This is a genomic window from Amycolatopsis sp. lyj-108 (assembly GCF_046549005.1).
Classification (GTDB): domain Bacteria; phylum Actinomycetota; class Actinomycetes; order Mycobacteriales; family Pseudonocardiaceae; genus Amycolatopsis.
The window spans coordinates 731,617-756,580 of record NZ_JAJPWQ010000003.1 but is presented as its reverse complement, the minus strand read 5'-3'; the positions used below and the strand labels follow the sequence as shown (position 1 = coordinate 756,580).

Here is a 24,964-nt window from a genome sequence, read left to right as displayed (position 1 = left end):
CTCCCTCCCACCCGGTTCAGACCGGGATCCGCAGCCGTTCCGAGGTCGGCCGTCCCCAGGCCCCGCTCAGTGTTTCGTCGATTCCCCCGGCTTCGATCAGCTCGAGGGTGAAAGCCCGTACGAGGCGGTTCCAGACGCGAGATCTGCGCAGCATCGCGTGCCCTTCGCCACCGATCTCGAACCGTGCGGACCGCGACGTCACCTTCTCGGCACGTTCGGCGAAAGCGTGTGAGGCCACCGGATCGGTCATCCGGTCCTTGGTCCCGTGCGCGATGAGCACGGCGCGACCGCCGACGGCGTCGATGGATTCACCCGGTGGTGTCCACGGTGCCAGCGCGCAGACGCCGACCACGGCCGGATCGTCGGCGACGCGCAGGGCGACCCGCCCGCCCATCGAGTGACCGACGAGGATCACCGGCACATCCGGGTGATCGTCGTGGATCTGTTTCAAAGCCCAGCGCGCGTCGGCGAGCGCGTCGGTACCGTGGTCGTTCCAGCCGTAGATCCGGTTGCGCAGCAGCCGCACCTCGACCCCGTGCTCCCGGCACGCCCGGTGGACGTCCTTCGCCAGCGGCACCATCCGCTGGTACGCCAGCCGCCACGGCGCCACGCGGGCATGACTGTGCTCCGCGCCGCCGTGCAGTACCAGCACCACGGCTTTCACCTGGCCGCGTGCTCGCCAAGTCCGCACCGCGGGATCCGCCTCGTTCACCCTGGGCCCTCCAGTCTCCGAAACCCCGGCCGCAGTGATCGGGTCAACCTCGATCATGACCCGATGTATTCCACTTCGGCCATTGGTCCACGCGATACATTCGTCGCTGACCTCCAGACGGAAGGGCGGATGTGGTGAGCACCACCGAACGTTATGCAGACGTCGCCGAACGGCTCGCGGAAGCCGAACGGGGTAACGCGGCGCAGATCCGGAAATCGGCCGAGCTGATCCTGGACGTCATCCGGGCGGACGCCCTGGTGTTCACCGCCGGGGCCGGGCATTCGCTGGCCGCGGTCGCCGAGACCTTCTACCGCGCGGGCGGCCTCGCCTGCGTGTACCCGGTCTACCACCCCGAACTGCTGCCGCTGCACGGCGCGCAGCACAGCACCAAGACCGAGCGCCGCTCCGGGCTCGCCGAAGAGGTGCTGGCCGAGCGCGCGCCGGGGCCGGACGACCTGCTGGTGGTGTTCTCGACCTCGGGCGTCAACCCGTACCCGGTCGAACTGGCCGCCGGGGCGCGGAAGCGCGGGGCGTCGGTCATCGCGGTGAGTTCGGCCGCGTCCGTGGCCGCGGCGCCCAAACGCGCGGCGACGACCCTGATCGAAGAAGCGAGCATCGTGCTCGACTCCCACGTCCGCCCCGGCGACTCGAGCTACCCGCCGGACGCGCCGCGGACCGCGCCACTGTCCACTGTGATCAACGCGTTCCTGTGGAACCTCGTCCTCGCCGAGGTCGTGGACCTCGGCGCGGCGCAGGGCGTCGACATCCCGCTGTGGCGCAGTTCCAACGTGGACGGTGGCGACGAGGCCAACGCCGCGCTGCTGGCCAAGTACGGCGAGCGGGTCCCCGCTCTCCGCTAGCTCCTCGCGCGCGGATGACGTGCGCGCTGCCGTCGGGCCTCCCGCGCGCTATGAAGGGACCTTTCCTTGCAAATTTTGCAAGGAAAGGTCCCTTCATAGCGCTCTTGAGGTCACGCCGCAGCAGGCTCCTCCGAGAACTGCGTCAGGTACAGCGCCGAGTAGCGCCCTTCCCGCGCGAGGAGCTCTTCGTGCGTTCCCCGCTCGACGATCTCCCCGTGCTCGATCACCAGGATCTGGTCGGCCGCCCGCACCGTCGACAACCGGTGCGCGATGACCAGCGCGGTCCGCCCGTCGAGCGCGTCGGTCAGCGCCTCGCCAACGGCGGCCTCGGACTGCGAGTCCAGATGCGCGGTCGCCTCGTCGAGGACGACGACCCTCGGCTGCGCCAGCAGGAGCCGGGCGATGGTCAGCCGCTGCCGTTCCCCGCCGGAGAGCCGGTAGCCCCGCTCCCCCACCAGGGTCTCCAGCCCGTCCGGCAGGTCCCGGATCAGCTCGGCCAGCCGTGCCTTCTCCAGCGCCGACCAGATCTCGGCATCGGTGACGCCGGGCCGCGCGTATTCGAGGTTCGCCCGGATCGTGTCGTGGAAGAGGTGCCCGTCCTGGGTCACCACGCCGACGGTTTCCCGCAGCGCGGCGAAACCCAGGTCGCGAACGTCCACATCGGACAAGCGGACCGATCCGGCGTCGACGTCGTAGAGGCGCGGCAGCAGCGAGGCGATCGTCGACTTGCCCGCCCCGGACGAACCGACCAGCGCCACCATCTGTCCGGGTTCGGCGCGGAAGCTGATGCCGTGCAACACCTCTTCGCCACCTCGGTGATCCAAGGTGGACACATCTTCCAGCGATGCCAGCGAGTACCGGTCCGCGGCCGGGTAGCCGAACCGGACGTCCGAGAACTCCACCGAAACCGGGCCTTCGGGAACGCGGCGCGGCTCCGGCTTCTCTTCGATCATCGGCTTGAGGTCGAGCACCTCGAAGACCCGCTCGAACGACACCAGCGCGGTCATCACGTCCACTCGGACGTTCGCCAGCGCGGTGAGCGGCGAGTACAGCCTGGTCAGCAGCAACGCCAGTGCCACGACGGTGCCTGGCGCGAGCGCCCCGGTCAGCGCGAGGTAGCCGCCCAGCCCGTAGACCAGGGCCTGCGCGAGCGCGGAGACCGTGGTCAGGCTGGTCAGGAACCAGCGCGTCAGCATCGCCGTCCGCACCCCGATGTCGCGCACCCGCCCGGCCCGCGAGCCGAAGTCGCCCACCTCGCGCGCCGGGTCGCCGAACAGCTTCACCAGCGTCGCGCCCGGCGCGGAGAACCGTTCGGTCATCTGCGTGGTCATCGACGCGTTGAGGTGCCCCGCCTCCCGCTGCAGCGCGGCCATCCGCCGTCCGAGCCGCCGCGTCGGCAGGATGAACACCGGCAGCAGCACCAGCGCCAGCAGCGTGACCTGCCAGGACAGCGTCATCATGACCACCAGCGACAGCACGAGCTGGATCACGTTGGTGACCAATCCGGACAGTGTCGCGGTGAACGTGCGCTGCGCGCCGATGACGTCGTTGTTGAGCCTGCTCACCAGCGCGCCGGTGCGAGTGCGCGTGAAGAACGCGACCGGCATCCGCTGCACGTGCCGGTACACCGCGAGCCGCAGGTCGAGGATGATCCCCTCGCCGATCCTCGACGACTGCGCCCGTTCCGCCAGCCCGAGCCCGGCGTCGATCAGCGCCAGCACCGCGATCACCACGGCCAGCCACACCACCAGCGCGACGTCGTGCCCGCCGATGATCGCGTCGACCACCTTCCCGGCCAGCACCGGCGTGCTCACCGCCAGCACCGCCGACACGACGGTGAGCACCAGGAATACCAGCAGCCTCCGCCAATGCGGCCTGGCGAACCGCGCGACGCGGCGGAGCGTGCCCTTGTGCAGCCCCTTCGGAACGTCGGCCGACTTCATCGCCGAGTTCATCAGCGACCAAGTGTTGTCCATGAGAACCCTCTCTTACCCCCAGAACCTCGATATTAGTCGAGGGTTTTCCCGGATATAAGCATCACCAACACCGGAGCACACCGGATGCTTCCCGGTTTCCGCGTCCTCTTTCCGGCGGACGCGGCCACGTCGGTAGCCTGAGCCGGTGACCATGGACCCCGACCGGCGACGACTGACCACAGACCTGGTCTTCTACACGGGCTGCCTCGTCTTCGCCGTCGTGAACACGGCCGTCGCGGAGTTCTACGGTTATCGCGTGTGGGCGAACTTCGCTGTAGCGGGTTACGGCCTCGCCGTGGCCCACTCAGGTTGGCTGCTGGTCGCCGCCCGGCGCGGCGAACGCCCGTCCGGCATGCTCGGTTCGCGGTGGATCGGTATCGGGGCGATCGGCCTGTTCGCGATGATCCTTCCGTTGGGAATGCTCGTCATTCGCCGTCTGACCGGAGTGGACTGGCTCGTCACGCCGAACTCGTGGGCCGCCCAGCCCGAGGTCTGGGTGATCGAACGGTCGGCGAAACTCCTTCTGGAGAACGGAACCCCGTACGTCGACGTCACCGCGCTCGGTCGCGCGGTGGAAGTAAACGATTACACACCATACGGTCCGGTGATGACCGTCTTCGGTCTGCCGCGTGCCTTGTCCGGCGGTGGACCGGTCGCGAACGCCCTCACCGACGCGCGCTGGATGTTCGCGCTGGCGGCCGTCGCGTGCGTGCTGCTGACGCTGCGGCTGCTGAAGTGGCCGAAGATCCCGGTCAGTGCGGCGCAACTCGCGCTCGCCTGCCCGCTGACCGCGCTGACCTGGGCGGTCGCCGGCCCGGATCTGGCCATCGTCGGCCTGCTGGTGCTGTCCTTCGCGCTGGCCGCGACCGGCCGCGCGATGCTGTCGGGTCTGGTGCTGGCGCTGGTGGTCAGCGCGAAACTCATCGTCGCGCCCGCGATCGTGGTGCTGGGTGTCCTGGTGATCACACGGCGTGGCCCTCGCGCACTGGGCGGATTCGCCGCGGCACTCGTGGTGACGACCCTCGTTCTGCACGTACCCGTTTACCTGGTCGACCCCAAGGCTTTCGTCGAACACGTCTTCCGGTTCCCATTGGGAATCGGCGTGATCAAGTCACCGGCGGCGAGCCCGTTGCCCGGCCACCTCATCGCCTCGCTCGGCCCGGTGGGCACGGCGATTTCCTTCACCCTGCTCGGGATCGCGGCCGTCGCGATCCTGGTCTGGCTGCTGCGCCGTCCTCCCGCGACCGGTTCGGACGCGCTGCTGCGCATGGCCGTCGGCCTCGTCGCGCTGATCATGCTCACTCCGGCGACCAGGTACGGGTACCTGGTGTATCCGCTGGTCCTGCTCGGTGCCAGGCTGGCCTTCCTGGCCGCGGAAACCCGTGAAACAGCGATCCCTGGAAAGGGAACTGCGCCCCCCGCGCAGCAGTCCGCTACTCCCTCGTGACTACTTCTTCTTGACCCTGGTGGCACCGCCACGGCCGCGCAGCTGGACGCCGGACTCCGAGAGGACCCGGTGCACGAACCCGTACGAGCGACCCGTGGACTCCGCGAGGGCGCGGATGCTCGAGCCCTTCTCGTATTTCTTCTTCAGGTCAGCGGCCAGCTTGTCACGCGTGTTGCCGGTGATCCGCGCGCCTTTCTTGAGATCAGCCACGTCGATCGCCTTCCCGCCGAGAGTGTTCTGGGCCACATAACGGCCCCTGTCGCCGCAATGATCGAACACTGAGCGCCGGAATGCCAGACGACGAGCGCAAAACTGCCGAAACCGCGATCACATTGGGCCATTTCAGTGGCCGGATGGCATCGATCAAGCACCCGAACGGACGCAGGCGTCACGCAAGCTGGACAAGTTCCAGATAATCCGCCGACCAATGGTCCTCGGTTCCGTCCGGCAGCAGGATCACGCGTTCCGGCTCCAGTGCCTCGACGGCGCCCGGGTCGTGCGTCACCAGGACGACGGCTCCGGCGAAGCTGCGCAAAGCGTCCAGGACCTGGGCACGGCTGGCCGGGTCCAGGTTGTTCGTCGGCTCGTCGAGCAGCAAAACGTTGGCAGCACTGGACACCAGACCGGCGAGCGCGAGCCTCGTCTTCTCACCACCGGAGAGCGTGCCGGCGGGCTGATCGAGTTGCTCGCCGGTGAAGAGGAACGACCCGAGAAGGTTCCGCAACTCTTGCGCTCCCGTGTCCGGGGCGAGGTGACGGATATTTTCCCACACGGACGCATCGTGGTCGAGCGTTTCGTGTTCCTGTGCGTAATAGCCCAAACGCAATCCGTGACCCGGAATGACCCCGCCGGTATCCGGAGTTTCCATTCCGCCGAGCAAGCGGAGCAAAGTCGTCTTTCCGGCACCGTTCAATCCGAGTACGACGACCTTCGAACCGCGATCGATCGCGAGGTCCACTCCGGTGAAGATCTCGAGCGAACCGTAGGACTTCGAGAGCCCCTCCGCGGTCATCGGCGTCCGGCCGCACGGGGCGGGCTCGGGGAACTTGATCCGGGCGACCTTGTCGGCCTGCCGGGTCTCGTCGAGCGCGGACAGCATCTGCTCGGCGCGGCGGGCCATGTTCTTGGCGGCCACCGCCTTCGTCGCCTTGGCACCGAGTTTCGCGGCCTGCTGCTGCAGCGTGGCCGCCTTCTTCTCGGCGTTCGCCCGCTCGCGGCGGCGGCGCTTCTCGTCGGTGGCGCGCGCGTCGAGGTAGCGCTGCCAGCCCATGTTGTACAGGTCCAGCTCGCTTCGGGTCGCGTCGAGGAACCACACCTTGTTAACGACGTCCGCGAGCAGGTCGACGTCGTGACTGATCACGACGAGACCGCCGTCATGCTGCTTGAGGAATCCGCGCAGCCAGGTGACGGAGTCGGCGTCGAGGTGGTTGGTGGGCTCGTCGAGCAGCAGGATCGTCTCGGATTTGCCGCCCGCGCCCGCTTCGGCGGCGGCGAACAGGATCCGGGCCAGCTCCACGCGACGGCGCTGACCACCCGAGAGCGTTTGCAGCGTCTGTTCGAGCACGCGGTCGGCGAGGCCGAGGTTGGAACAGATCCGCGCCGCTTCGCTCTCGGCGGCATACCCACCGAGGGAGGCGAAGCGCTCTTCAAGACGGCTGTAGCGGCTGATCGCCTTGTCGCGTTCCTTGTCGTCCACCAGCTCCGACATCGCGGTCTGCGCCTTTTCCATGTTGCGCATCAACGAGTCGAGGCCGCGGGCGGAGAGCACGCGGTCTTTCGCGGTGACGGACAGGTCACCCTCACGCGGATCCTGTGGCAGGTAGCCGAGCTCGCTGCTGCGGCGGACCTCGCCGGCATGCGGCTCGCCCTCCCCCGCCAGCACCTTGAGCGAGGTGGTCTTGCCGGCGCCGTTGCGGCCGACCAGGCCGATGCGGTCGCCCTGCTGGATGCGGACGTTGGTTTCGTCGAGCAGAATGCGCGAGCCGGCGCGCAGCTGCAGGCCAGAGGCCGTGATCACGGGAACTCCCGGTAAAAGGGGGTGGATGAGCGGACAGCTGCGACTCGCCTGCCGTCGGGCAGGCGAGGAGCTCACTCCAAGAGGATGTCCACACGATCAGTGTACGGGCCGCTGTCGAGCGGTTTTATCCGACCGTGCCCGACGTCACGGCCCGGAGAGGGTGATCTCGACCGCGACCGCGCGTTCGGCGGCGTCGTCGAGCACCGTGCGGCGCGGTTCGGCGATGTCGAGCACACGACGTTCGGCACGCTTGAACAACGGCGCCAGCCGCCTGTCCTCACGCAGTGTTTCCAGCGCCCGGCGGTCGCCGCCGAGCACGACGGCGTCCACTTCGGACAGTTGCGGGACGAGTATCTCGAACGCGTCATCCGCGGCGGACCTGAGCGCTGTGCGTGCTTGCCCTTCCCTGCGCCGCGCGAACCGCTGCTGCGACCAGCCACCCGCCGCGGACCGGCCTTGGACCAGATGCCGGTCCGTCCTGGACTGGACGACCACTCCCCCGCGCGCGATCCCGACGCTGTGCCCGCCGCGGCGCACCAGCAGGAGCGCGATCCTTCGCGAGATCAGCGCGTGTTCGACGAGCGGGCCGACAGCGAGACCCGGCATGGTTCCTTCGGCGTTCAGCGGTCCGAAAGGGACGGTCGCGACGGCGACGACGCCGTTGTCCGCGGTGACCGTGACGGTGTCCGCCGCGAGTTCCGTCGAGCGGACACCGTCGTTGCGGACGGCGAAGCGGGCGTACCAGCCTTCGAGGCGGTCCGGGGCGACCTCGATCGCGCGTCCCCCGCCCGCCACCTGCCGCTCCTTCGCCATGGGTCCAACGTACGGGGCCCGGCTGGGATCGGCAGGGATCGGCCGTTGCCGTTCCGCGGCTACGGCAGGCTCGGCTCGATGTCGCGAAAGCCACTTTCGGGACCTCAGACGTCGCGAAAGTGGCTTTCGCGACGCTCTCCCGGCTCGCCGGGCAAACTCGCGAGTGCGGTCTCTGATCACGCGAGTCACGTCTTCGCCCCGACTCACCCCAACGCGCGTGAAGGCCTCCTTCCCTCGGCTGAGCCGAGGGAAGGAGGCCTTCACGCGCACACCGAAAGGACTAGACCGGCTTCACCGGCCCGCGCCCCACCGACTTCCCGACGCCCGCGGGCCGCTCAGCCACGGCGGGCTGAACGAAACCGTTGACGTGCAAGGAGACCGAGCGGATCGACCCGGTGTCGCCACCGACGACGTCCGCCGCGGTGAACTTCCAGATGCCGTCTGCGGTACCGGCGGCCAGGCCGCCGAGCGCCTGCACCGGCTTGTAGGTGCCGGTGAACGGCGCGTTCGCCGCGCTCACCGAACTGAACGCGGTGGCCGCGTTGTCGGCGAAGACGACCTGGCACAGGTTGTTGCCCGAGCTGCCGCTGCGCTGGAACACGGTCGCCTTCGCACCCGAGGGCGAGGTCAACGTGCCGACCAGGTCACCGACGTACGAGTGGTTGATGCCCACCGTCGTCGAGGTCTGGTCGGCGTTGCAGGTCGCCCCGTCCACCGAGAACGTCAGCTTCGACGCGCGCCCGACCCCGCTCACCGTGATCGGCACGGTCACGCCGGTCGGATCGCTGTCCGGGATCGCCACCGCGGCCCCGGCGTAGGCGAAGTCCCGCGTCACCGGCGACGGGGTGCCGACCGGCAGCGAGAACGTGGACGTGGTCGGCGAGAACGACCCCGCGAAGGTCACGCGCGCGTTCAGCACCACCGGCACACCGAGTTCCTGCGTGGCGGGAACGGTGATGGTGAAGTCGTTCACGCCGGTCTGCCCGGGGCTGATCGTGCCGTACGACTTCGACCGCGGCGCCACCGTGACACCGGGGGTCGAGCTGGAGAGCACGACGCTGGTGGACGTCGCGGTGCCGTCGCCGCGGTTGGTCACCGGCACGGTCACCTTGGCGGTGTCGCCCGGGTCGAGCGCGGAGCCGCCGTCGGCCGGGGTGACCGTCGGCTGTCCCGCGGACGCGAGCGGCTGCGGGCTGGCTCCGGTGTAGGCGAGCACCTTGTCGGCGAGGATGACGCCCGCGCCGCTGGAGTTGTCGCGGCCCGGGGCCAGGATGTCGACGGCGGTGTTGATCAGCGCCTCGCGTACGTCGGCCGGGGGCAGCCCCGGGTTACCCGAAAGCACCAGGCCCGCGATCGCGGCGGCGTGCGGCGCGGCGGCCGACGTGCCGTAGAACGTGGTGAAGCCGGTGACGCTGGTGGAGACGCCGTCGGCAGCGGTGATGTCCGGCTTGGCGCGGACCTCACCACCGGTCGCGGACACGTTGCCCGGGGTGATCGGCGTGCCGTCGGCCTGGAAGAAGACCCGCCGCGGACCGTCCGAAGTGAACCGTTCGACCTTCGTGGTCGCGCCGAAGGCACCGGGGAACGGGCCCGCCGGGTTGGCCGGGTCGCCCGGTTCGAGGGCACGCGGGAACGCCTTGGCCGCCGGGGCCGCCGCGACGCTGAACGCGTCCCGCGCGGCCGAGTGGCCCACGGTCACGCCGGGGCTGGTGTAGGCCTTGAGACCGTCGGCCGAGTCGGAGAAACGACCGCGCAGCGCGGAAAGCGACAGGTAGCGGCCTTCACCGGAGAACTTGACGATGGCCAGCCGGAGCCCGATCCCGCCGGCGGCGGGTGTGTCCACTCGCTCGTAGGCGTCCTGTGTCCCGGTCTGGTTGTCCTGGCTGAAGTCCACGACATTGCCCGCCGCGTTCAGCAAGTACAGGTCGTAGTCGTTGTTCGAGGCGCCCAGCGGGTCCGACCAGAACAGCGTGACCGGCACCCGTGCCGAGGAGAGGTCCGAAATCGGCTCGAAGATCTGGTTGCCCGCGGCACCGGCGAAGTTGTGCGCGGTACCGGCGAACTTGCCGACGCCCTTGCCGGAGTCGACGAAGTCGCCTTCCCAGTGGCCCGAGGTGCCGTCGGTGACGTTGCCCTCGTTACCGGCCGAGGAGAAGTACAGCGCGCCGTCGGCGGTCACGTCGTTCACGGCCTGGGCGATGATCCAGTCCTGGAACGGCGATTCCTTGAAGTACAGGACATCGTCGACGATGACGTCGCAGCCCGCGTCGAACCGCAGCTTGCGGATGTTGTCGGCGAAACTGGCGTCGGAGTTGAACGCGCTGGCGAAACCGAGCGACGCGTTCGGCGCGAGATCGTGGATGATCTCGAGCATCGCGGTGCCCTCGTCACCGTCGCCTTCCTGTCCGGGGATCACGTCGACGCCCGCCGGGAGTTCGCCGCGTGCCTGCGAGGTCGCGAGCGAATCGATGCCGTCGGACAGCGCGCAGATCTTGGTGCCCACGCCGGTGACGCCGAACTGCTGACGCGCGGTGTCGGCGTTGTGCGCGCGGTCGCCCTCGCTGTTGACCGGTCCGGCCGCGATACCGGGCTGCCCCTTGGCTTCGACGGCTTTCTTCAGCTCGACGGCGATCCGGGCGGCCTTCTCTTCCTTGCTCTCCCGCTTGCCCGCGGTGGCGGGTTCGGCGAGCTGCCGGGCGGTGAACGCCTCGTTGGCGGTCTCGACCTTCTTGACGTCGGCGCGGGCCGCGATCGCCGGGACCGCGTTCAGCGGAACCTCGGCGCGCACGCTGCCGTACCGTTCGGACACCGCGCGAATCCCCGCACCGGATTCCCGCAGTCCCTTGAGGAGTTCTTCCGAGACCTGGCCCCGGATGTCCACGAGTACGGTGCCGGCCGCGGAGACATTCGCCCCAGACCCCAGTGCGGGAACCGCGGATGCCGACATCCGCCGATCGCGGAGTTTCTGTTCGACGAGCAGTCGGCTGTCCACTTTGGACTCGCCGGTGTGCTGGCTCTTCTTGATCGACTGCAGAGCTTCGATCTGCCGGACGGTGTTCTCCGAGAACGCGTCCGGGGACGATCCGCTTTCCGCGGCCGCGACGGGCGGGCTCACCAGGCCCAGCGCGGTGACGAGGGCAGCGGTGCCCGCGGTCAGGATCGTTCTTCTTCTCCTACTGGAACGGGTTGGACGCACGTGCGCCTCCGATACCTAGGCGCGTGCCCCGACTCACGCTGACCGACGCCGGCGATCACCGGCTCGATCAAGCTAAGTACCGAGCGCGCACCGGCGGCAGGAGCCGTTCGGGTGACGTCGGATGGAGATTTTCCGGATTCGGCCGCAGGCCGTGGGCCGTTCAGGGTAATCGGGTCGCTACAGGACGAACGAATCCGACCAAGGCTGGGAAGCACGGCCCGACAAGCCGTCCAAAAGGGTCACCGCTTGTTTGTCCGTCAGCGACGCCACGAAGTCGACCACAGCCCGCCCTCGCGCCAGACCGCGCACGGCGTCGGCACCGGTGACCGGTTCCCCGGTCGCTCCGACGAGCAGTTCCGGCGAAGTCCGCGCCAGCGCGGAGAACTCGGACCGCGCCAGCTCCACCAAATCGTGCAACCGTCGAGGAAGCCGGTAGAACTCGTCACGGTCCAGCAGCCACGCGTCGAGGGCGTCGACCAAGGTGGTCACCAGGCTCGCCTGCCCGCGCTGGTGCAACGCGAGCTCCGGGCGCAGCAACACGAATCGCCGGTGCACGAATTTCAGTACCTGCACCTCGTGCCACTGCGCGGGCCGCAGGGTGAGATGCCCTGTCCGGGCCGAAGGCGACGCCACCACCTGCACACCGTCGACGAGCCGCGCGGTCCACTTCGAGGAGAAGGCGGCGGTGGCCTGCTCGGACTCGATGGAACCGTCGAACCCGGTGGCGAGCAGGCCGTCGACGAGTTCGGCGCGGACACGGGCGACGGCGCTGGTGAAGGCGTCGTCGTCGACGATCCAGCCGTCTTTGGCGTGCATCCGGCGGCGCAGCCGTTCCAGTGAACGGCCGGGCAGCCGCCGTTCGGCGGTCAAGGTCGCGTCGTCCAGCCCGGCCAGTTCCAGCGCGTGGTCGACCCAGCCGGTGAACTCGGCCGCGACCGGCGCGTGCTGCAGCACGCCGATCCGGTGGAAGTCCTGGAGGTCGTGGATGGCGTAGGCGATGTCGTCCGCGGTGTCCATCACGGACGCTTCGACAGTCTGTTGCCAGGGTTCGATCCGGCCGTCGAACGGGGCCCGCGCCTGGGTGAAGTCATCGAGTTCGGTGCTGTAGGCGGAGAACTTGCTCGCACCGGTGCCGGGAGCGTCGGCGGGTTCGGCGGCGCCGCGCGGCTGGACGGCCATCGACGTCGGATGCGGATCGGGCACGTGCAACCGCGCCCACGGGTACTTCAGCACCGCGGCGCGCACCGCCGTGGTGAGGTCGAGCCCGGAGGCCGACGGGCCGCGCACGTCGGTGGTGGTGATGATCCGGAACGACTGCGCGTTGCCTTCGAAACCGTCGGCGAGGCCGAAGCGGTGGCGCGCGATCCGGTCCAGGGTCTGCTCGCCGAGGTGCCCGAACGGTGGATGCCCCAGGTCGTGCGCGAGCGAGGCGGCCTCGGCGACGTCCGGATCGCAGCCACCCAGTTTCGCGGCGAGTTCGGCGGAATCGCTGCTCGCGTTGATCCGCTCGGCGATGGCGCGCGCGACCTGCGCGACCTTGAGACTGTGCGTGAGCCGGTTGTGCAGCAACCCGGCGCCCCCGGCGCTGACGACCTGTGTCACGCCGCCGAGCCTGGCGAAGAACGGCGAAGCGGCGATCCGGTCCCGGTCGATCCGGAACGGGCTCGTGGCGAGATCGCTGAACCCGGCGTTCGCGCTCTCCGGATCGCGCCGCCATGCCCTCGGGTCCGTCTGTTCCATGCGTCACACCGTATCCGTCGCGGCTTTGAGACACTGCCCAGGTGGCGGACGTGGTGATCGCGGGCGGCGGTCCGGCCGGGCGGGCGCTCGCGCGTGCCTGTGCCCGGCGCGGCCTGGAGACGACCCTGATCGACCCGGCGCCTGGCAGGCGCTGGCGAGCGACCTACGGGCTGTGGACCGACGAGCTGCCCGCGTTGCCGGAGAGCGCCGTCGCCTGCGCGCCTTCGACCACACTGGCCTTCGGAACCGGGCCGCATGTACTCGATCGGCAGTACCTGGTGCTGGACAACGCAGGCCTGCGCACGTGGCTGGACGGCGGCTACGACGTCGTCACCGGGACTGTGTCCGGCGTGGACCACGGCGGGCAGGGTTCGTCGGTGCGCCTTGAGGACGGCCGTGTCCTCGCGACGGGTCTCTATGTCGACGCCTCCGGTGCCCGGCCGCGCGGCGACCGGTACGAACAGACGGCGTTCGGCGCCGTCCTCCCCGCCGAGGACGCGCTGCGGCTGGTCGACGGCCCGGATACCGCCGTGTTCATGGACTGGCGGAAGACCGAGTCCGGGTTCCTGTACGTGCTGCCGCTCGGCGATGGCACCGTCCTGGTCGAGGAGACCTCGCTGGCTCGCAAACCCGGTCTGCCGCTGGAAATCCTGGCGGCGCGGCTGCGCGCCCGGCTCAAGGCCGTCGGGCTGACGTCACGCGGGCGCGAAGAACGCGTGCGGATCGTGCTCGACGCGCCGGTGCCCCCGCGCGGCCGGACGGTGCCGTTCGGCGCCGCCGCCGGGCTGGTGCATCCGGCGACCGGATACAGCGTCGCGACGTCGATCCGGCTCGCTGAACCGGTGGCCGACGCCGTCGCCCTGGCCTGGGACCGGGGGCCGGCCGCGGCCGCGTCGGCCGCGCACCGGGCGCTGTGGCCGTCTTCGGCGCGCACCGTGCACGGGCTGCGGCGACACGGGCTGCGCGCGCTGTGCGGGATGCCGCCCGGAACGGTCCCGGTGTTCTTCGATCTGTTCTTCACGCTGCCCACCCCGCTCCAGCGGGCTTTCACCAGCGGCCGCGAAGATGTTCCGGGTACCGTCGAAGCGATGTCGGCGCTTTTCCGATTGTCACCATGGCAAGTAAGAAAACACCTGATCGGGTGGCGTGCGTTACGCCGTTCTAGGTAACCCAGGTGCCTTCACGATGAACATCAGTTGACACGTATTTCGTTTCCTGCCGCCACCCGCGAATATGCGCTTGTGACGTTGCAGATCGCTGTCCGCTTCGCTTACCAGCCGTTGTACAGCCTGCACACCGGTGGCGTCGTCGCGTTCGAAGCCTTGGCACGGCCGGGCCGCGGCACCGCCCACGAACTGCTCGCCGACGCCCGGCGCAGCGGCAGGCTGGCCGAGGTCGACGTCGGGCTGGCCGCCGAGGCCGTCCGGCAGCTGCGCGAGCCGCAGGCCGCCCTCCCCCTGCACCTGAACCTGTCCGCACGCACGGTGGCGGCACCGCCTGGGCACTTCGACCCGCTGACCGAGGCGCTCAGCCTGGCGGGCCGCCGGACCAGGGACGTCGTGCTGGAGATCGGGCCGCCGTTCACGCAGATCCCCGCCGACCTGCTGCTCACCGGTATGCGACGGCTCACCGACCTCGGGTTCCGGCTCGCGCTCGACGGCCTCGGCCGCGGCGACCTCCCGCTCACCCTGCTCGCTTCGGCGCCCGTCGACCTGGTGAAACTCGACCGCAGTGTGCTGCGCGGCCTGCCGCACGACCCGGCCGCCGTCGCGGTGGTCGAAGCGGTGCTGCATTTCGCGTCGCGCACCGACAACCGCCTGGTCGCGACCGGGCTCGAGACCACCGAGCAGCTGGAGTCCGCCCGGCGGCTCGGCGTGCGCATCGCGCAGGGCAACCTGCTCGCCCCGCCGGACGGCGACCACGCGCCGCTGCCCGCGCCGGACGCGCCCGGCCCGTTCGTCCCCGGCACCGCCCGCGCCCGCCGCGTCGGCGACTTCCTCCGGCCCGCGACCACGCTGCCGGAAGACGCGACCTGCGACGACGTGCGCGAGGTACTGGCCGCCGCCGACGGGCCGAGCGGCATCGTCGGCATCGACGACCGGCACCGTCCACAGTGGTCGATCGACCGGACGCGGTTCCTGGTCGCGGTCACCGGGTTGTACGGCCACGCCCTGCACGCCAAACGGCCGGCGTCACGGCTCGCCGACCGGCCGCACACGATCCACGCCGACGCGAGCGCGCTCGAATTCCTCGAACTGGTCACCGACGCGGACTGGGGCCGGACCGGCGACGACGTCGTGGTGGTCGACGACCGCGGCCGGTGTGTCGGCGTGGTGCTGGTGAACGAGGTCGTCCGCGGGGTCGCGGAGGCGAAGGTCGAGGAGGCGGTCTCGTTGAGCCCGCTGACCCGGCTGCCCGGCAGCGACGCCGTCGCCAGGGACGTCGACCGCCGGATCAACGCGCGGGAGCCGTTCGTCGCGGCCTGGCTGGACGTCGACTCGTTCAAGACGGTCAACGACACGGCCGGATTCGCCGCGGGCGACGACCTGATCCGCACGCTCGGCCGGACACTCACCGACCTCGAGGCCCGGCTGCGCCGGATGCGCGTCAGCCACGTCGGCGGGGACGACTTCCTGATCGCCTGCGACGTCGACGAGATCGGCACGGTCGCCGCGGCGCTGCTGGACACGCCGTGGTCGGCCGACGGGCTGCCGGTGACGGTTTCCCTGGCGACCCTGGTGTGCGGGAACGGCGCGATCGGGTCCTACAAGGACGCTTCCCGGCTCCTGGCGCCGCTGAAGAAGCAGGCCAAGGAGGTCCCCGGGTCGAGCTGGGTGCTCGGGCGGCCAGGTTCGGACCGCGTCGAGGTGCTGCGCGGGATCACGACCCGCGGCCTCCCCGCCCAACGCGCCGCCGGCTTCTGACCCCGCCGCAATTCGTCATCTACTTGCGATGATCCTCGCGCGAGCGATCATCGCAAGTAGATGACGAATTGCGGGGGTTTCAGAGGGCGTAGGCGGCGCGGTAGGCCGAGAAGCGTTCGTCGACCTCGCCGACGGTGAGCCCGAAGTCCGCGAGGTCGTACCGGTGCACGGGTTTCCTTTCCCCGGAACGACTTTCGGCGTGCACCATGGTCATCGCGTTCCGGGCGGCCTCGCTCAGCGGGAGCCCGAAATGCCGGTAGACGCCTTCGACCGTACCGATCGGGTCGGCGACGAAATCCTCGTACCGGACATCGCAGAACTGCGCCGGATCGTGCCGTTTTCTTGCCTCCAAAGACTTTTCCGCACCACGCGCCCACAGATCCAGCTGGCTGCGGCCGATCACGTCACCGCGGAAGACGTCGGACCAGCCCGCCGAAGCCTGCTCGTTCAAACTGCACACCGACGCGACGATCGTGCTCGGCGCGCGATGGGTCTGGACGATCAGCGCGTCCGGGTACACCTCCAGCAGCGCGTCGAGCGCGAAGAGGTGGCTCGGGTTCTTGAGCACCCAGCGGCGTCCGGCATCCGGCAGGCCGATGAGCTGCAGGTTGCGCCGATGCCTGCGATAGGCGTCGGTCCAGCTCTGCCCGTCCAGCCACCGCGAGTACGACGGCACGTGCGCGAGGCATTCGTAGGACACCGATTTCAGGGACTGCCGCAGGAGCTGCCAGCATTCCTCGACCTGATCGGCGGACATGTGGTGCAGGCCCATGAACTCGGGATGTTCCACGTGGTGTTTCTCGTATCCCGCCTGGATCCCTTGGAAGACCGGGTTCTCCGCCCACGTTTCGCGCGGCGGCCGCGGTTGCGGCACCTCGGTCAGCCAGACCTCCAGCCCTTGGTGCGCGGGATCCTCGGTGAGCAGCCGGTGCAGTGCCGTGGTCCCGGTCCGCGGCAGGCCGGTGACGAAGATGGGCCGCTCGACGGGAACGTCGGCGTACTCCGGATTCTGCTTCCAGGACGCCTCGCTCAACGACCTCGCCACCAGGGCCCCGCGCAGGAACGCGCGATGGATCTTGTTGCCGTACGGGGTCAGCCCCGCCTCGCCCGCGTACGAATCCAGCAGCACGCGGAGACCTTCGAGGTGGTCTTCGCCGCCGAAGTCGTAGAGCCCGGTGAGTTTCGCCGCCGACGCGTGCAGATCGTCCACGGTGCCGACGTTTTCCCGCCCTGGCAGCATGTTCTCCCCTTCAGTGGTGGTATTCGCCGGCGTTGACGTCGAGGCACTGACCGGTGACGCACCGGGCGAGCGACGAGGCGAGGAACACGACGGTGTCGGCGATCTCGTCCGGCTCCGGGAGGCGGCGCAGGTCGATCGTCTCCGCCGTTTCGGCGTACACCTGCTCCGGCGGAACCCCGCGTTCCTTGGCCAGGTAGGCGAAATACCACTTCAGTGAATCCGCCCAGATGTAGCCGGGTGCCACGGAATTGACCCGGATCCCGCGCGGCCCGAGTTCCGAGGCGAGGCTCTGCGCGAGCGCGAGCAAGCTCGCTTTCGCCATCTTGTACGCGCCGAACGTCCGCCGGGAATGCCGCAGCACGGCCGAATTGATCATCACCACCGAACCGCCGCTCTCGGCGAGCGAAGGCGTGAACAGCCGTGTGAGCCGAAGCGCGGCGAGCACGTTGGTCTCGAAGCCCGCTCGCACGTCGGCGAGGTCGACGTCGGCGAGATCCATGATCGGCGGGATGGCGAAAGCGTTGTTCACCAAGGCGTCCACCCGGCCGAACGCCTTCAACGCGGACTCGGTGAGGTTCGCCGCCGAAGCGCCGTCGGTGATGTCGGTGGGCACGGTGACCGCGCGCCGGCCGAGCGCGTCGACCTCCTTGGCGACCTCGGCGAGCCGGGATTCGGTCCGGGCGGCGAGGACGACGTCGGCGCCCGCCGCGGCACAGCGCACGGCGATCGACCTGCCGAGCCCCGGGCCGACCCCGGAGACCACGATCACCTTGTCCTGCAAGAGATCCGTCATCCCAGCATCCTCGCCGCGACAGCCTTCTGACGGGCCGAGATCCGATCCGCCCACTCCTGCGGGGTCACGCGCGCCTCGTCGTGGAACGGCAGCCGGTCGGCGAGTTCGCCGAACTTCACGACCTCGACCTCGGGACCGTCGGCTTCGTCCAGCGCGCGGGACAGGCGCTGCCAGCGGATCTGGACGTATCCGCGGTCGTGCCCGGTGCGTTCGAGCCAGTTCGCCAGGCCGGGGTCGCGTTCACTGATCACGAAGCGGATCTTGCCGTCCGGATCGACCCGCGCCTGGTCCGCGGTGAGGCTCGTCTGATGGTTGATGTAGTCCAGCGAGAGGTACCAGACGCTGCCGAGCTGGATGCCCTGGTACGGCGCGTCGGACCGCGGCACCGTGACGATCATGACCTCTTCGTCGCCCAGTTCGTAGTGCCCGGCCGAGGAGTACTGCGTGGTCAGGCCGCCCGGCGTGGGCCGCGGCTCGGTCATCGTGTTCACCGGCAGGTTCAGGTAGAACCACTTCGGGAAGGCGAGGAAGGTGCGCAGCCTGCTCAGCAGGATCTTGCCGGTGACGCCGTAGCGTTTGGCCAGCCCGTCGCGGGTGAGCGGCGCGGGTGCGCCGCCCGCGGTGTCGGCGCACTGGATCTGGATCGTGCCGCGGCGTTCGGTGGCCCAGTCGCTGTAGACCTCGCGCACCACGAGCATCGACGAACCAGGGCCGAGGACGAAGTAGTTGGGTCCCGGGTCGGGTTTCGCCGGTCCGAAGCGGAGTTCGAACGAGCCGTCCTCGGCGATCTCGATCTCACGGTCGTCGAAGGCGGCGAGGCTGTCGGGCACCTCGACGGGCGAGTAGTCGCCGTTGAGGACCTGGAAACTGACGTCGGCCGTGCTCCCCCGCGTCCCGGTGACGACGTACTCGCGGTCCTCGCGGATGTTCGCGTTGAAGTACAGCGTGTCCGGATTGTCGAGGCCCATCTTCGTGTACGGCCCGGTGGACTGGGTGAAGAACGGATAGTCCCGTTCGTAGGCCCACGCCATCTGCAAGGACGCGCGGATGCTGCCGGCGAGGTAGTCGTACCCCTCGACCAGATCCTGTTCGGTCCGGATGTGCGGCGCCTCCGCGATGACCTTCTCGGCTTCGACGATCGCGTCCGCGAACGGTTGAGTGAGCACCTGCGACTCCTCATACTGGTACAAATACGTACCGGCTTGGTACGTTCTTCGCGACATCAGACTAGAACGCGTTCTAAGGATGGGTCAATGACCCGACGCTCACCGCCCACCGAGCGGGTCGTGCGGCTGCTCGACTTCTTCGCCGCGCACCCCGGCCGCCGCTTCGGACTGTCGGAACTCGCGCGCGAGCTGGACCTCGCCAAACCGACCTGCCTCGGCATCGTGACCGAGCTGACGGCGGGCGGCTACCTGGTCCGGGACCCTCAGCCGGTCACTTACCGGCTAGGGCCCGCCATGGTCGCTGCGGGCCGCGTCGCGGGCGAAGGCTTCGGCGCGAGCGAGGTCGCGCGCCGGCATCTCGAGGAGCTGAGCAGGCGATACGGCGCCACGTGCACGGCGTCGGCCGTGGTCGGCGACCGGATCCTCATGCTGCAGAGCGCCGGTCCCGGCCGGGTGAAACTGGGCGAGACCTATCCCTTCGCTCCGCCGGTCGGCCTGATGTACGTGCTGTGGGACTCCGACGCGGCGTTCGACGCTTGGCTCGCCAAACCCCCGGCGGTGCCGGTGCGGCTGGACGAAGCGCACCTTCGCCGCGTCGTCGCCGAATGCCGCGAGCACGGTTACCTGGTGGAGAGCCTGACCACCGCGGGCCGCCGGCTCTACGCGCTGATGGCCGGCGTCGGCGCGGAGGAGCTGCCGCCGGAAGTGCGGGGCCTGGTGGGAGAACTCGTGTCGAGCCTCGGCGAGCGCGTCTACCTCGGCGCCGATCTGGAGCCGCGCCGCAAGCACGCGGTGAGCCTGCTCGCCGCGCCGACGTTCGACGCTTCGGGGCGGCAGGAGCTGGTGCTCACGCTGTCGGTCGGCGAGCCGATCACCGGCGCCGAGATCGCGCGCCGGGGCGCGGCGCTGGTCGCCGCCGCCGACGCCGTCACCACCGAATCGGGCGGCCTGCCCCGCAATTAGTCACCTACTTGCGGGGATCGACGCTCGCAAGTAGGTGACTAATTGCGGGGGTCGGACCAGCGGTTCGCGGTCAGTTTCAGGCTCGGCACGTCGTCCATCGACATCATCGTCTCGTACAGCCGGTCGTACTGGGTCGAAGCGGTCAGCCACGCGCCGTCCACCCGCCGGTAGGTGTCCTCGTAGTACGCCGCACCCTCGATCACCACCCGGTGCTCGGGCACGATCACCTTGTCCCGCATCAGCCAGGTGCCCGTCGCGGTGTCGCCGTCGACGTCGATCTCCGGCTGCCCGGCGAAGTGCACCGTCGTGATGCCGGGCCCGACGGCGTTCCGGAAGAACTCGATGACCGCGTCGCGGCCTTCGAAGGTCAGCGGTTTGCCGTAGGACGGCGTGCCGTACCGCGCGTGCGCGTCGACGGTCAGGGTCCCGGCCATCTCGTCCCACAGCTTGAGGTCGAGGCACCGGAGGTAACGGGCTTTGAGGCGTCGGATCTCTTCGAGTGCGACCAGGTCCATGCCGACAGCGTCCTCCTCCCCTTGACCAAGCACAAGAACTTGTTCTACTTTTCTGATCTCGAACCACGGAGGTCACGATGGCGTCCCCGGCATACGAGCTCACCCATCTCGAAGCACTGGAAGCCGAAGCCGTGCACATCTTCCGCGAGGTCGCGGCGACCTTCGAACGGCCGGTGTTGCTGTTCTCCGGCGGCAAGGACTCGATGGTGATGCTCCACGTGGCGGCCAAGGCGTTCTGGCCGTCACCACCGCCGTTCCCGGTGATGCACGTCGACACCGGGCATAACTTCGACGAGGTCATCGCATTCCGGGACCGCACGGTCGACACCTACGGGCTCCGGCTCGTCGTCACCAGTGTCCAGGACGACATCGACGCGGGCAGGGTCGTCGAAGATCCGAAGGCGGGCCGCAACCGCCTTCAGACCGCGGCCTTGCTGCGGGGAATCCGCGAGCATTCCTTCGACGCCGTGTTCGGCGGCGCGCGGCGCGATGAAGAGAAAGCCCGCGCGAAGGAACGGGTGTTCAGCTTCCGCGACGAGTTCGGCCAATGGGATCCGCGCGATCAGCGGCCGGAACTCTGGAATCTCTACAACGGCAGGCACCGCAAGGGCGAGCACATCCGCGTCTTCCCGCTGTCGAACTGGACCGAACTCGACATCTGGCAGTACATCGAGGCCGAGGGCGTCGACCTGCCGTCGATCTACTATTCGCACCGGCGCCCGGTCGTCCAGCGGGACGGCATGCTGCTCGCGCACACCCGCTTCCTCACCTTGGGCGAAGGCGAAACCCCTTACGAAGCAACGGTTCGCTTCCGGACCGTCGGCGACGCGACCTGCACCGGCTGCGTCGAGTCGACGGCGACGTCACCGGGCGAAGTGGTCGCCGAGGTCGCCGTCAGCAGGCTCACCGAACGCGGCGCCACCCGCGCCGACGACCGGATCTCCGAGGCGGGCATGGAAGACCGGAAGAAGGAAGGCTACTTCTGATGGGTGCTTCATTGGTCCGCCTCGCGACAGCGGGCAGCGTCGACGACGGGAAGTCGACCCTCATCGGCCGCCTGCTGTTCGATTCCAAGACGGTGTTCACCGACCAGCTCGAAGCCATCGAACGCACCAGCCGCGACCGCGGCGAGGCGTATCCGAACCTCGCTCTGCTGACCGACGGCCTGCGCGCCGAACGCGAACAAGGCATCACCATCGACGTCGCCCACCGGTATTTCGCCACCCCCGAACGGAAGTTCATCATCGCCGACACGCCGGGGCACGTGCAGTACACCCGGAACATGGTCACCGGGGCGTCCACGGCGGATCTCGCGCTGATCCTGATCGACGCCCGCAAAGGCGTGCTCGAACAGTCGCGGCGGCACGCGTTCCTGGCGACCCTGCTGGGCATCCAGCATCTGGTGGTGTGCGTCAACAAGATGGACCTGGTCGACTGGTCGCAGGAGCGCTTCGAGGAGATCCGTGAGGACTTCCGCCGCTTCGCCATGAAACTCCAAGTGTCCGACCTGACCTTCGTGCCGATGTCGGCGCTGCACGGCGACAACGTCGTGCACCGGGGCGCCGGGATGCCTTGGTACGAAGGGACTTCCTTGCTACACCACCTCGAACAGGTTCACGTGGCCTCGGATCGCAATCTCATCGACGCGCGATTCCCGGTGCAGTACGTGATCCGGGAACACAGCCGTGACTTCCGCGGGTACGCGGGCACCGTCGCGGGCGGGGTGTTCAAACCCGGTGACGAGGTCGCCGTGCTGCCGTCCGGTTTCACCACGACGGTGCGCGCGATCTGGGGACCGGGCGGCACCACGGTCACCGAAGCCTTCGCCTCGCAGGCCGTCACGATCGAACTCGCGGACGACCTCGACCTCGGCCGCGGCGACCTGATCTGCCGCCCCGGCAACCGTCCGCACACCGGCCGGGACGTCGACGCGATGGTGTGCTGGTTCTCCGAACAAGGCTCGCTGACGCCCGGCTCGAACTACCTCGTGCGGCACACCACGCGTGAGACCAAGGCCGAGATCCGCGACCTCGACTACCGGCTCGACGTGACCACCCTGCACCGTGACGAGACCGCGAACTCGTTGTCCCTCAACGAGATCGGCCGAATCCGGCTCCGCGCGCGGCAACCGCTGCTGTTCGATTCCTACCGCCGCAACCGCTCCACCGGCGGTTTCCTCCTCGTCGACGAGCACTCCGGGGCGACGGTCGCGGCGGGCATGATCACCGGGCCGAGCGTGACGGCGTCGAACGTCGTCTGGCACACCGCCGCGGTCACCAGGGCGGAACGCGCGACGCGCGGGCTCACCGTCTGGCTCACCGGGCTTTCCGCGTCCGGGAAGTCGAGTGTGGCCGTGGAACTGGAGCGGCGGCTGGTCGCGTCCGGCAGGCCCGCGTATCTGCTGGACGGCGACAATCTCCGGCACGGGCTGAACGGGAACCTCGGCTTCAGCCCCGCCGATCGCGCCGAGAACGTCCGTCGCGTCGCCGAGGTCGCGAAGCTGTTCGCCGACGCCGGTGTGGTGTCGGTGGTCTCCCTGATCAGCCCGTACCGGGCCGACCGCGAACTCGCCCGCGCCGCGCACGAGGCGGCCGGGCTGCCGTTCCTGGAAGTCTTCGTCGACACCCCGCTCGAGGTCTGCGAAGACCGCGATCCCAAGGGGATGTACGCGAAGGCGAGGGCGGGCGAGATCAGCGGGTTCACCGGCGTGGACGCTCCCTACGAGCGACCCGAGAGCGCGGATCTGGTGCTACGCCCGGAAAACGGGGACCCCGCCGCGATGGCCTCGCTGATCCTCGCCGCCCTGGAATAGGCCTAAGCCCTTTCCGCTGCTCTTTTGTCGCGAGCCGCGCCGCTCAGCTCTTGTCGAGTTCCGCGTTGACCATCGCCTCGAATGCGTCGCGGCCGTCGATGCCCAAGGCACCACCGACCGCGATCGCCAACCGGTCGAACGGGTCCTCAAGCGGCAGCGCGGTCAGGTTTTCCGCGAGTTCGGGCACCGTCCAGAGTTCGCTGTCCTTGTTGATCTGCTCGCCGCGCGTCCAGCCGTGGTTGACCGCGATCGAGCCGCCGCGCACCGACAGCACCTGGCCGGTCAGCGGACAGCCCTCGCTGACCAGGTAGGCGACGAGCGGGGCCACCACGACAGGGTCCTTCGGGTCCAGTTCCCCCTCTGGCGGTGTCCGGTCCATGCCGGGCACCGGGTTCGTCAACCGAGTGCGCACCATCGACGGGCTGACGCAGTTCACCCTGACCCCCAACCGCCGCAGTTCCACCGCGTGCACCGTGGTCATGGCGGCGACTCCGGCGTTCGCCGCGGCGTAGTTCGTCTGCGTGGGCAGTGGATTGAGCAGCCCGGAGCCCGAGGCGGTGTTGACGATGGCACGGTCGGTGCGCACTCCGTCGTCCACCCGGCCACGCCAGTACTCCGTGGCCCAGCGGCTCACCGCGAAGGTCCCCTTCAGTTTGACCGCCACAACGTCGTCGAACTCCGCTTCGGTCAACCGTTCGAGCCCTTTGTTGACCTCGATGGTGGCGTTGTTGACCACCGCATGCAGGTCGCCGAACTCCGCGACGGCCAACTCGACCATGCGCCGGGCGTCCACCCAATCGGTGACGCTGCCGGTGTCGGCCACCGCCCGCCCGCCCCGCGCGCGGATCTCGTCGACCACGGCAGCGGCCACCCCCTCATCTCCCCCACGTCCATCGATCTCCACGCCGGGGTCGTTCACGACCACGTTCGCGCCGCGGGCCGCCAGGTACAGCGCCTCTGCCCGGCCGATACCCCGCCCGGCACCGGTCACCAGCACCGTCCGTCCAGTCAACTCGCCCATCACGACACCTCTCGACACTCTTCGCCATTGATGCACTCAGCATACTCATACACTCGGTGTATTGAGTTATATGGTGCACTATGCTCGCCCTGTGCCAGACGAACTTGGACGTCGTGAACGCAAGAAGCTGCTCACCCGGCAGGCGCTGGTGAACGCGGCCGTCCGCCTGTTCACCGAACAGGGCTATGACCAGACGAGCGTGGCCGACATCGCGGAAGCCGCCGACGTCAGCAAACGCACGTTCTTCCTGCACTTCCCCACCAAGGAAGACGTGCTGCTGGCCGACGGCGACTCGAGGACCGACCTGGCTGTGCGGGCCATCGAGGGACGGCGGCCCGACGCGCCGATGCGCGAGGTACTGACAGAGGCGACGAAGAACATGATCGCCCACACCGCCGCCGGTGACCTGCCGAACGGGCTGGCAGCGCTCCGTGCCCGGCTGGTGGTCACCACGCCCGCCGTTCAGGCCCGCGTGCTGCACACCATGTTCACCGCACAGACCCGAATCGCCGCAGCGCTGCACAAGGCGTACCCGGACAAGCTCACCGAGATCACCGCAGCCGGCGTCGTCGGCGCGCTGATGGGTGCCATCAGCGCCGCCGCCGTCACCAGCCTCCAACTCGGCGAGCCCCCCGAACGGACCCGCGCCGCGATGCAACAGGCAGCGGAGATCGCCCTGCACCACGCGGAAACACTTGACACGCCCAACTCCACTGAGCACGCCGCTCCGTAGGCTTCCCACGGCGCAAAGGCAACCCGCGCCCACCGA

General features: G+C 69.1%; 20 protein-coding genes. 8 read left to right on the top strand and 12 right to left on the bottom strand.

Going from position 1 to position 24,964, the window contains the following annotated elements:
- Window positions 1-16 precede the first annotated feature (16 nt).
- Window positions 17-712: an alpha/beta hydrolase gene (locus ACLJO0_RS15170; protein ID WP_410579316.1), complete on the bottom strand. Its 696-nt coding sequence runs from the start codon at window positions 710-712 to the stop codon at window positions 17-19.
- A gap of 131 nt (window positions 713-843) precedes the next feature.
- Here ACLJO0_RS15170 and ACLJO0_RS15165 point away from each other — a divergent pair, with 131 nt between their 5' ends.
- Window positions 844-1,572 carry an SIS domain-containing protein gene (locus tag ACLJO0_RS15165; RefSeq protein WP_125783797.1) on the top strand — a complete coding sequence of 243 codons (729 nt, stop codon included), beginning with the start codon at window positions 844-846 and terminating at the stop codon, window positions 1,570-1,572.
- A gap of 110 nt (window positions 1,573-1,682) precedes the next feature.
- Here the strand turns inward: ACLJO0_RS15165 and ACLJO0_RS15160 are convergent, their stop codons facing one another.
- Complete coding sequence (locus tag ACLJO0_RS15160; protein WP_410579154.1) at window positions 1,683-3,548, bottom strand: ABC transporter ATP-binding protein; 1,866 nt, start codon at window positions 3,546-3,548, stop codon at window positions 1,683-1,685.
- 145 nt (window positions 3,549-3,693) lie between these two features.
- Between ACLJO0_RS15160 and ACLJO0_RS15155 the strand changes: the two genes are divergently transcribed.
- On the top strand, window positions 3,694-4,995 hold the full coding sequence (locus tag ACLJO0_RS15155) for a glycosyltransferase 87 family protein (RefSeq protein ID WP_410579153.1): 1,302 nt from the start codon (window positions 3,694-3,696) through the stop codon (window positions 4,993-4,995).
- Here the strand turns inward: ACLJO0_RS15155 and ACLJO0_RS15150 are convergent, their stop codons facing one another.
- From ACLJO0_RS15150 to ACLJO0_RS15130, 5 genes are all read right to left on the bottom strand, one after another.
- A complete protein-coding gene (locus ACLJO0_RS15150) occupies window positions 4,996-5,205 on the bottom strand; it encodes a helix-turn-helix domain-containing protein (protein WP_003071237.1) in 210 nt (69 codons plus the stop codon).
- A gap of 178 nt (window positions 5,206-5,383) precedes the next feature.
- Window positions 5,384-7,012 carry an ABC-F family ATP-binding cassette domain-containing protein gene (locus tag ACLJO0_RS15145; protein ID WP_125793848.1) on the bottom strand — a complete coding sequence of 543 codons (1,629 nt, stop codon included), beginning with the start codon at window positions 7,010-7,012 and terminating at the stop codon, window positions 5,384-5,386.
- A gap of 144 nt (window positions 7,013-7,156) precedes the next feature.
- A complete protein-coding gene (locus ACLJO0_RS15140) occupies window positions 7,157-7,825 on the bottom strand; it encodes an acVLRF1 family peptidyl-tRNA hydrolase (protein ID WP_410579152.1) in 669 nt (222 codons plus the stop codon).
- A gap of 280 nt (window positions 7,826-8,105) precedes the next feature.
- A complete protein-coding gene (locus ACLJO0_RS15135; RefSeq protein WP_410579315.1) occupies window positions 8,106-10,985 on the bottom strand; it encodes a S8 family serine peptidase in 2,880 nt (959 codons plus the stop codon).
- Between the two features lie 213 nt (window positions 10,986-11,198).
- Window positions 11,199-12,761 carry a deoxyguanosinetriphosphate triphosphohydrolase family protein gene (locus ACLJO0_RS15130; RefSeq protein WP_410579151.1) on the bottom strand — a complete coding sequence of 521 codons (1,563 nt, stop codon included), beginning with the start codon at window positions 12,759-12,761 and terminating at the stop codon, window positions 11,199-11,201.
- A gap of 41 nt (window positions 12,762-12,802) precedes the next feature.
- Between ACLJO0_RS15130 and ACLJO0_RS15125 the strand changes: the two genes are divergently transcribed.
- Together ACLJO0_RS15125 and ACLJO0_RS15120 are read left to right on the top strand one after the other, a co-directional pair.
- Window positions 12,803-13,930, top strand: a complete 1,128-nt coding sequence (locus ACLJO0_RS15125) for a lycopene cyclase family protein (protein ID WP_410579150.1) — start codon at window positions 12,803-12,805, stop codon at window positions 13,928-13,930.
- 72 nt (window positions 13,931-14,002) lie between these two features.
- A complete protein-coding gene (locus tag ACLJO0_RS15120; RefSeq protein WP_410579149.1) occupies window positions 14,003-15,685 on the top strand; it encodes an EAL domain-containing protein in 1,683 nt (560 codons plus the stop codon).
- A gap of 79 nt (window positions 15,686-15,764) precedes the next feature.
- Here the strand turns inward: ACLJO0_RS15120 and ACLJO0_RS15115 are convergent, their stop codons facing one another.
- Genes ACLJO0_RS15115 through ACLJO0_RS15105 form a run of 3 tightly spaced genes read right to left on the bottom strand, consistent with a single transcriptional unit; the run spans window position 15,765 to window position 18,884 of the window.
- Window positions 15,765-16,925, bottom strand: a complete 1,161-nt coding sequence (locus ACLJO0_RS15115) for a sulfotransferase family protein (RefSeq protein ID WP_410579148.1) — start codon at window positions 16,923-16,925, stop codon at window positions 15,765-15,767.
- 10 nt (window positions 16,926-16,935) lie between these two features.
- Window positions 16,936-17,718 (bottom strand): SDR family oxidoreductase, encoded by a 783-nt coding sequence (locus tag ACLJO0_RS15110; protein WP_410579147.1) that lies wholly within the window; start codon window positions 17,716-17,718, stop codon window positions 16,936-16,938.
- The gene (locus ACLJO0_RS15105; RefSeq protein WP_410579146.1) at window positions 17,715-18,884 is read right to left on the bottom strand and encodes a hypothetical protein; all 1,170 of its coding nucleotides are present in this window, start codon (window positions 18,882-18,884) and stop codon (window positions 17,715-17,717) included. The genes ACLJO0_RS15110 and ACLJO0_RS15105 overlap by 4 nt, the downstream gene beginning before the upstream one ends.
- Before the next feature lie 87 nt (window positions 18,885-18,971).
- Between ACLJO0_RS15105 and ACLJO0_RS15100 the strand changes: the two genes are divergently transcribed.
- Window positions 18,972-19,847, top strand: a complete 876-nt coding sequence (locus ACLJO0_RS15100) for a helix-turn-helix domain-containing protein (RefSeq protein ID WP_410579145.1) — start codon at window positions 18,972-18,974, stop codon at window positions 19,845-19,847.
- Between the two features lie 38 nt (window positions 19,848-19,885).
- On the opposite strand, the gene ACLJO0_RS15095 is transcribed toward ACLJO0_RS15100, so the two are convergent.
- Window positions 19,886-20,362, bottom strand: a complete 477-nt coding sequence (locus ACLJO0_RS15095) for a nuclear transport factor 2 family protein (protein ID WP_410579144.1) — start codon at window positions 20,360-20,362, stop codon at window positions 19,886-19,888.
- A 77-nt stretch (window positions 20,363-20,439) separates the two neighbouring features.
- Here ACLJO0_RS15095 and cysD point away from each other — a divergent pair, with 77 nt between their 5' ends.
- Both cysD and cysC read left to right on the top strand, forming a co-directional pair.
- Window positions 20,440-21,348: a sulfate adenylyltransferase subunit CysD gene (gene cysD / locus ACLJO0_RS15090; protein ID WP_410579143.1), complete on the top strand. Its 909-nt coding sequence runs from the start codon at window positions 20,440-20,442 to the stop codon at window positions 21,346-21,348.
- On the top strand, window positions 21,348-23,174 hold the full coding sequence (gene cysC / locus ACLJO0_RS15085) for an adenylyl-sulfate kinase (RefSeq protein ID WP_410579142.1): 1,827 nt from the start codon (window positions 21,348-21,350) through the stop codon (window positions 23,172-23,174). Before cysD ends, cysC begins: the two co-directional genes overlap by 1 nt.
- A 43-nt stretch (window positions 23,175-23,217) precedes the next feature.
- Here cysC and ACLJO0_RS15080 read toward each other — a convergent pair whose 3' ends face one another.
- Complete coding sequence (locus ACLJO0_RS15080) at window positions 23,218-24,195, bottom strand: SDR family NAD(P)-dependent oxidoreductase (RefSeq protein WP_410579141.1); 978 nt, start codon at window positions 24,193-24,195, stop codon at window positions 23,218-23,220.
- Between the two features lie 91 nt (window positions 24,196-24,286).
- On the opposite strand from ACLJO0_RS15080, the gene ACLJO0_RS15075 reads away from it, so the two are divergent.
- Window positions 24,287-24,928, top strand: a complete 642-nt coding sequence (locus ACLJO0_RS15075) for a TetR/AcrR family transcriptional regulator (protein ID WP_410579140.1) — start codon at window positions 24,287-24,289, stop codon at window positions 24,926-24,928.
- Window positions 24,929-24,964: the final 36 nt, after the last annotated feature.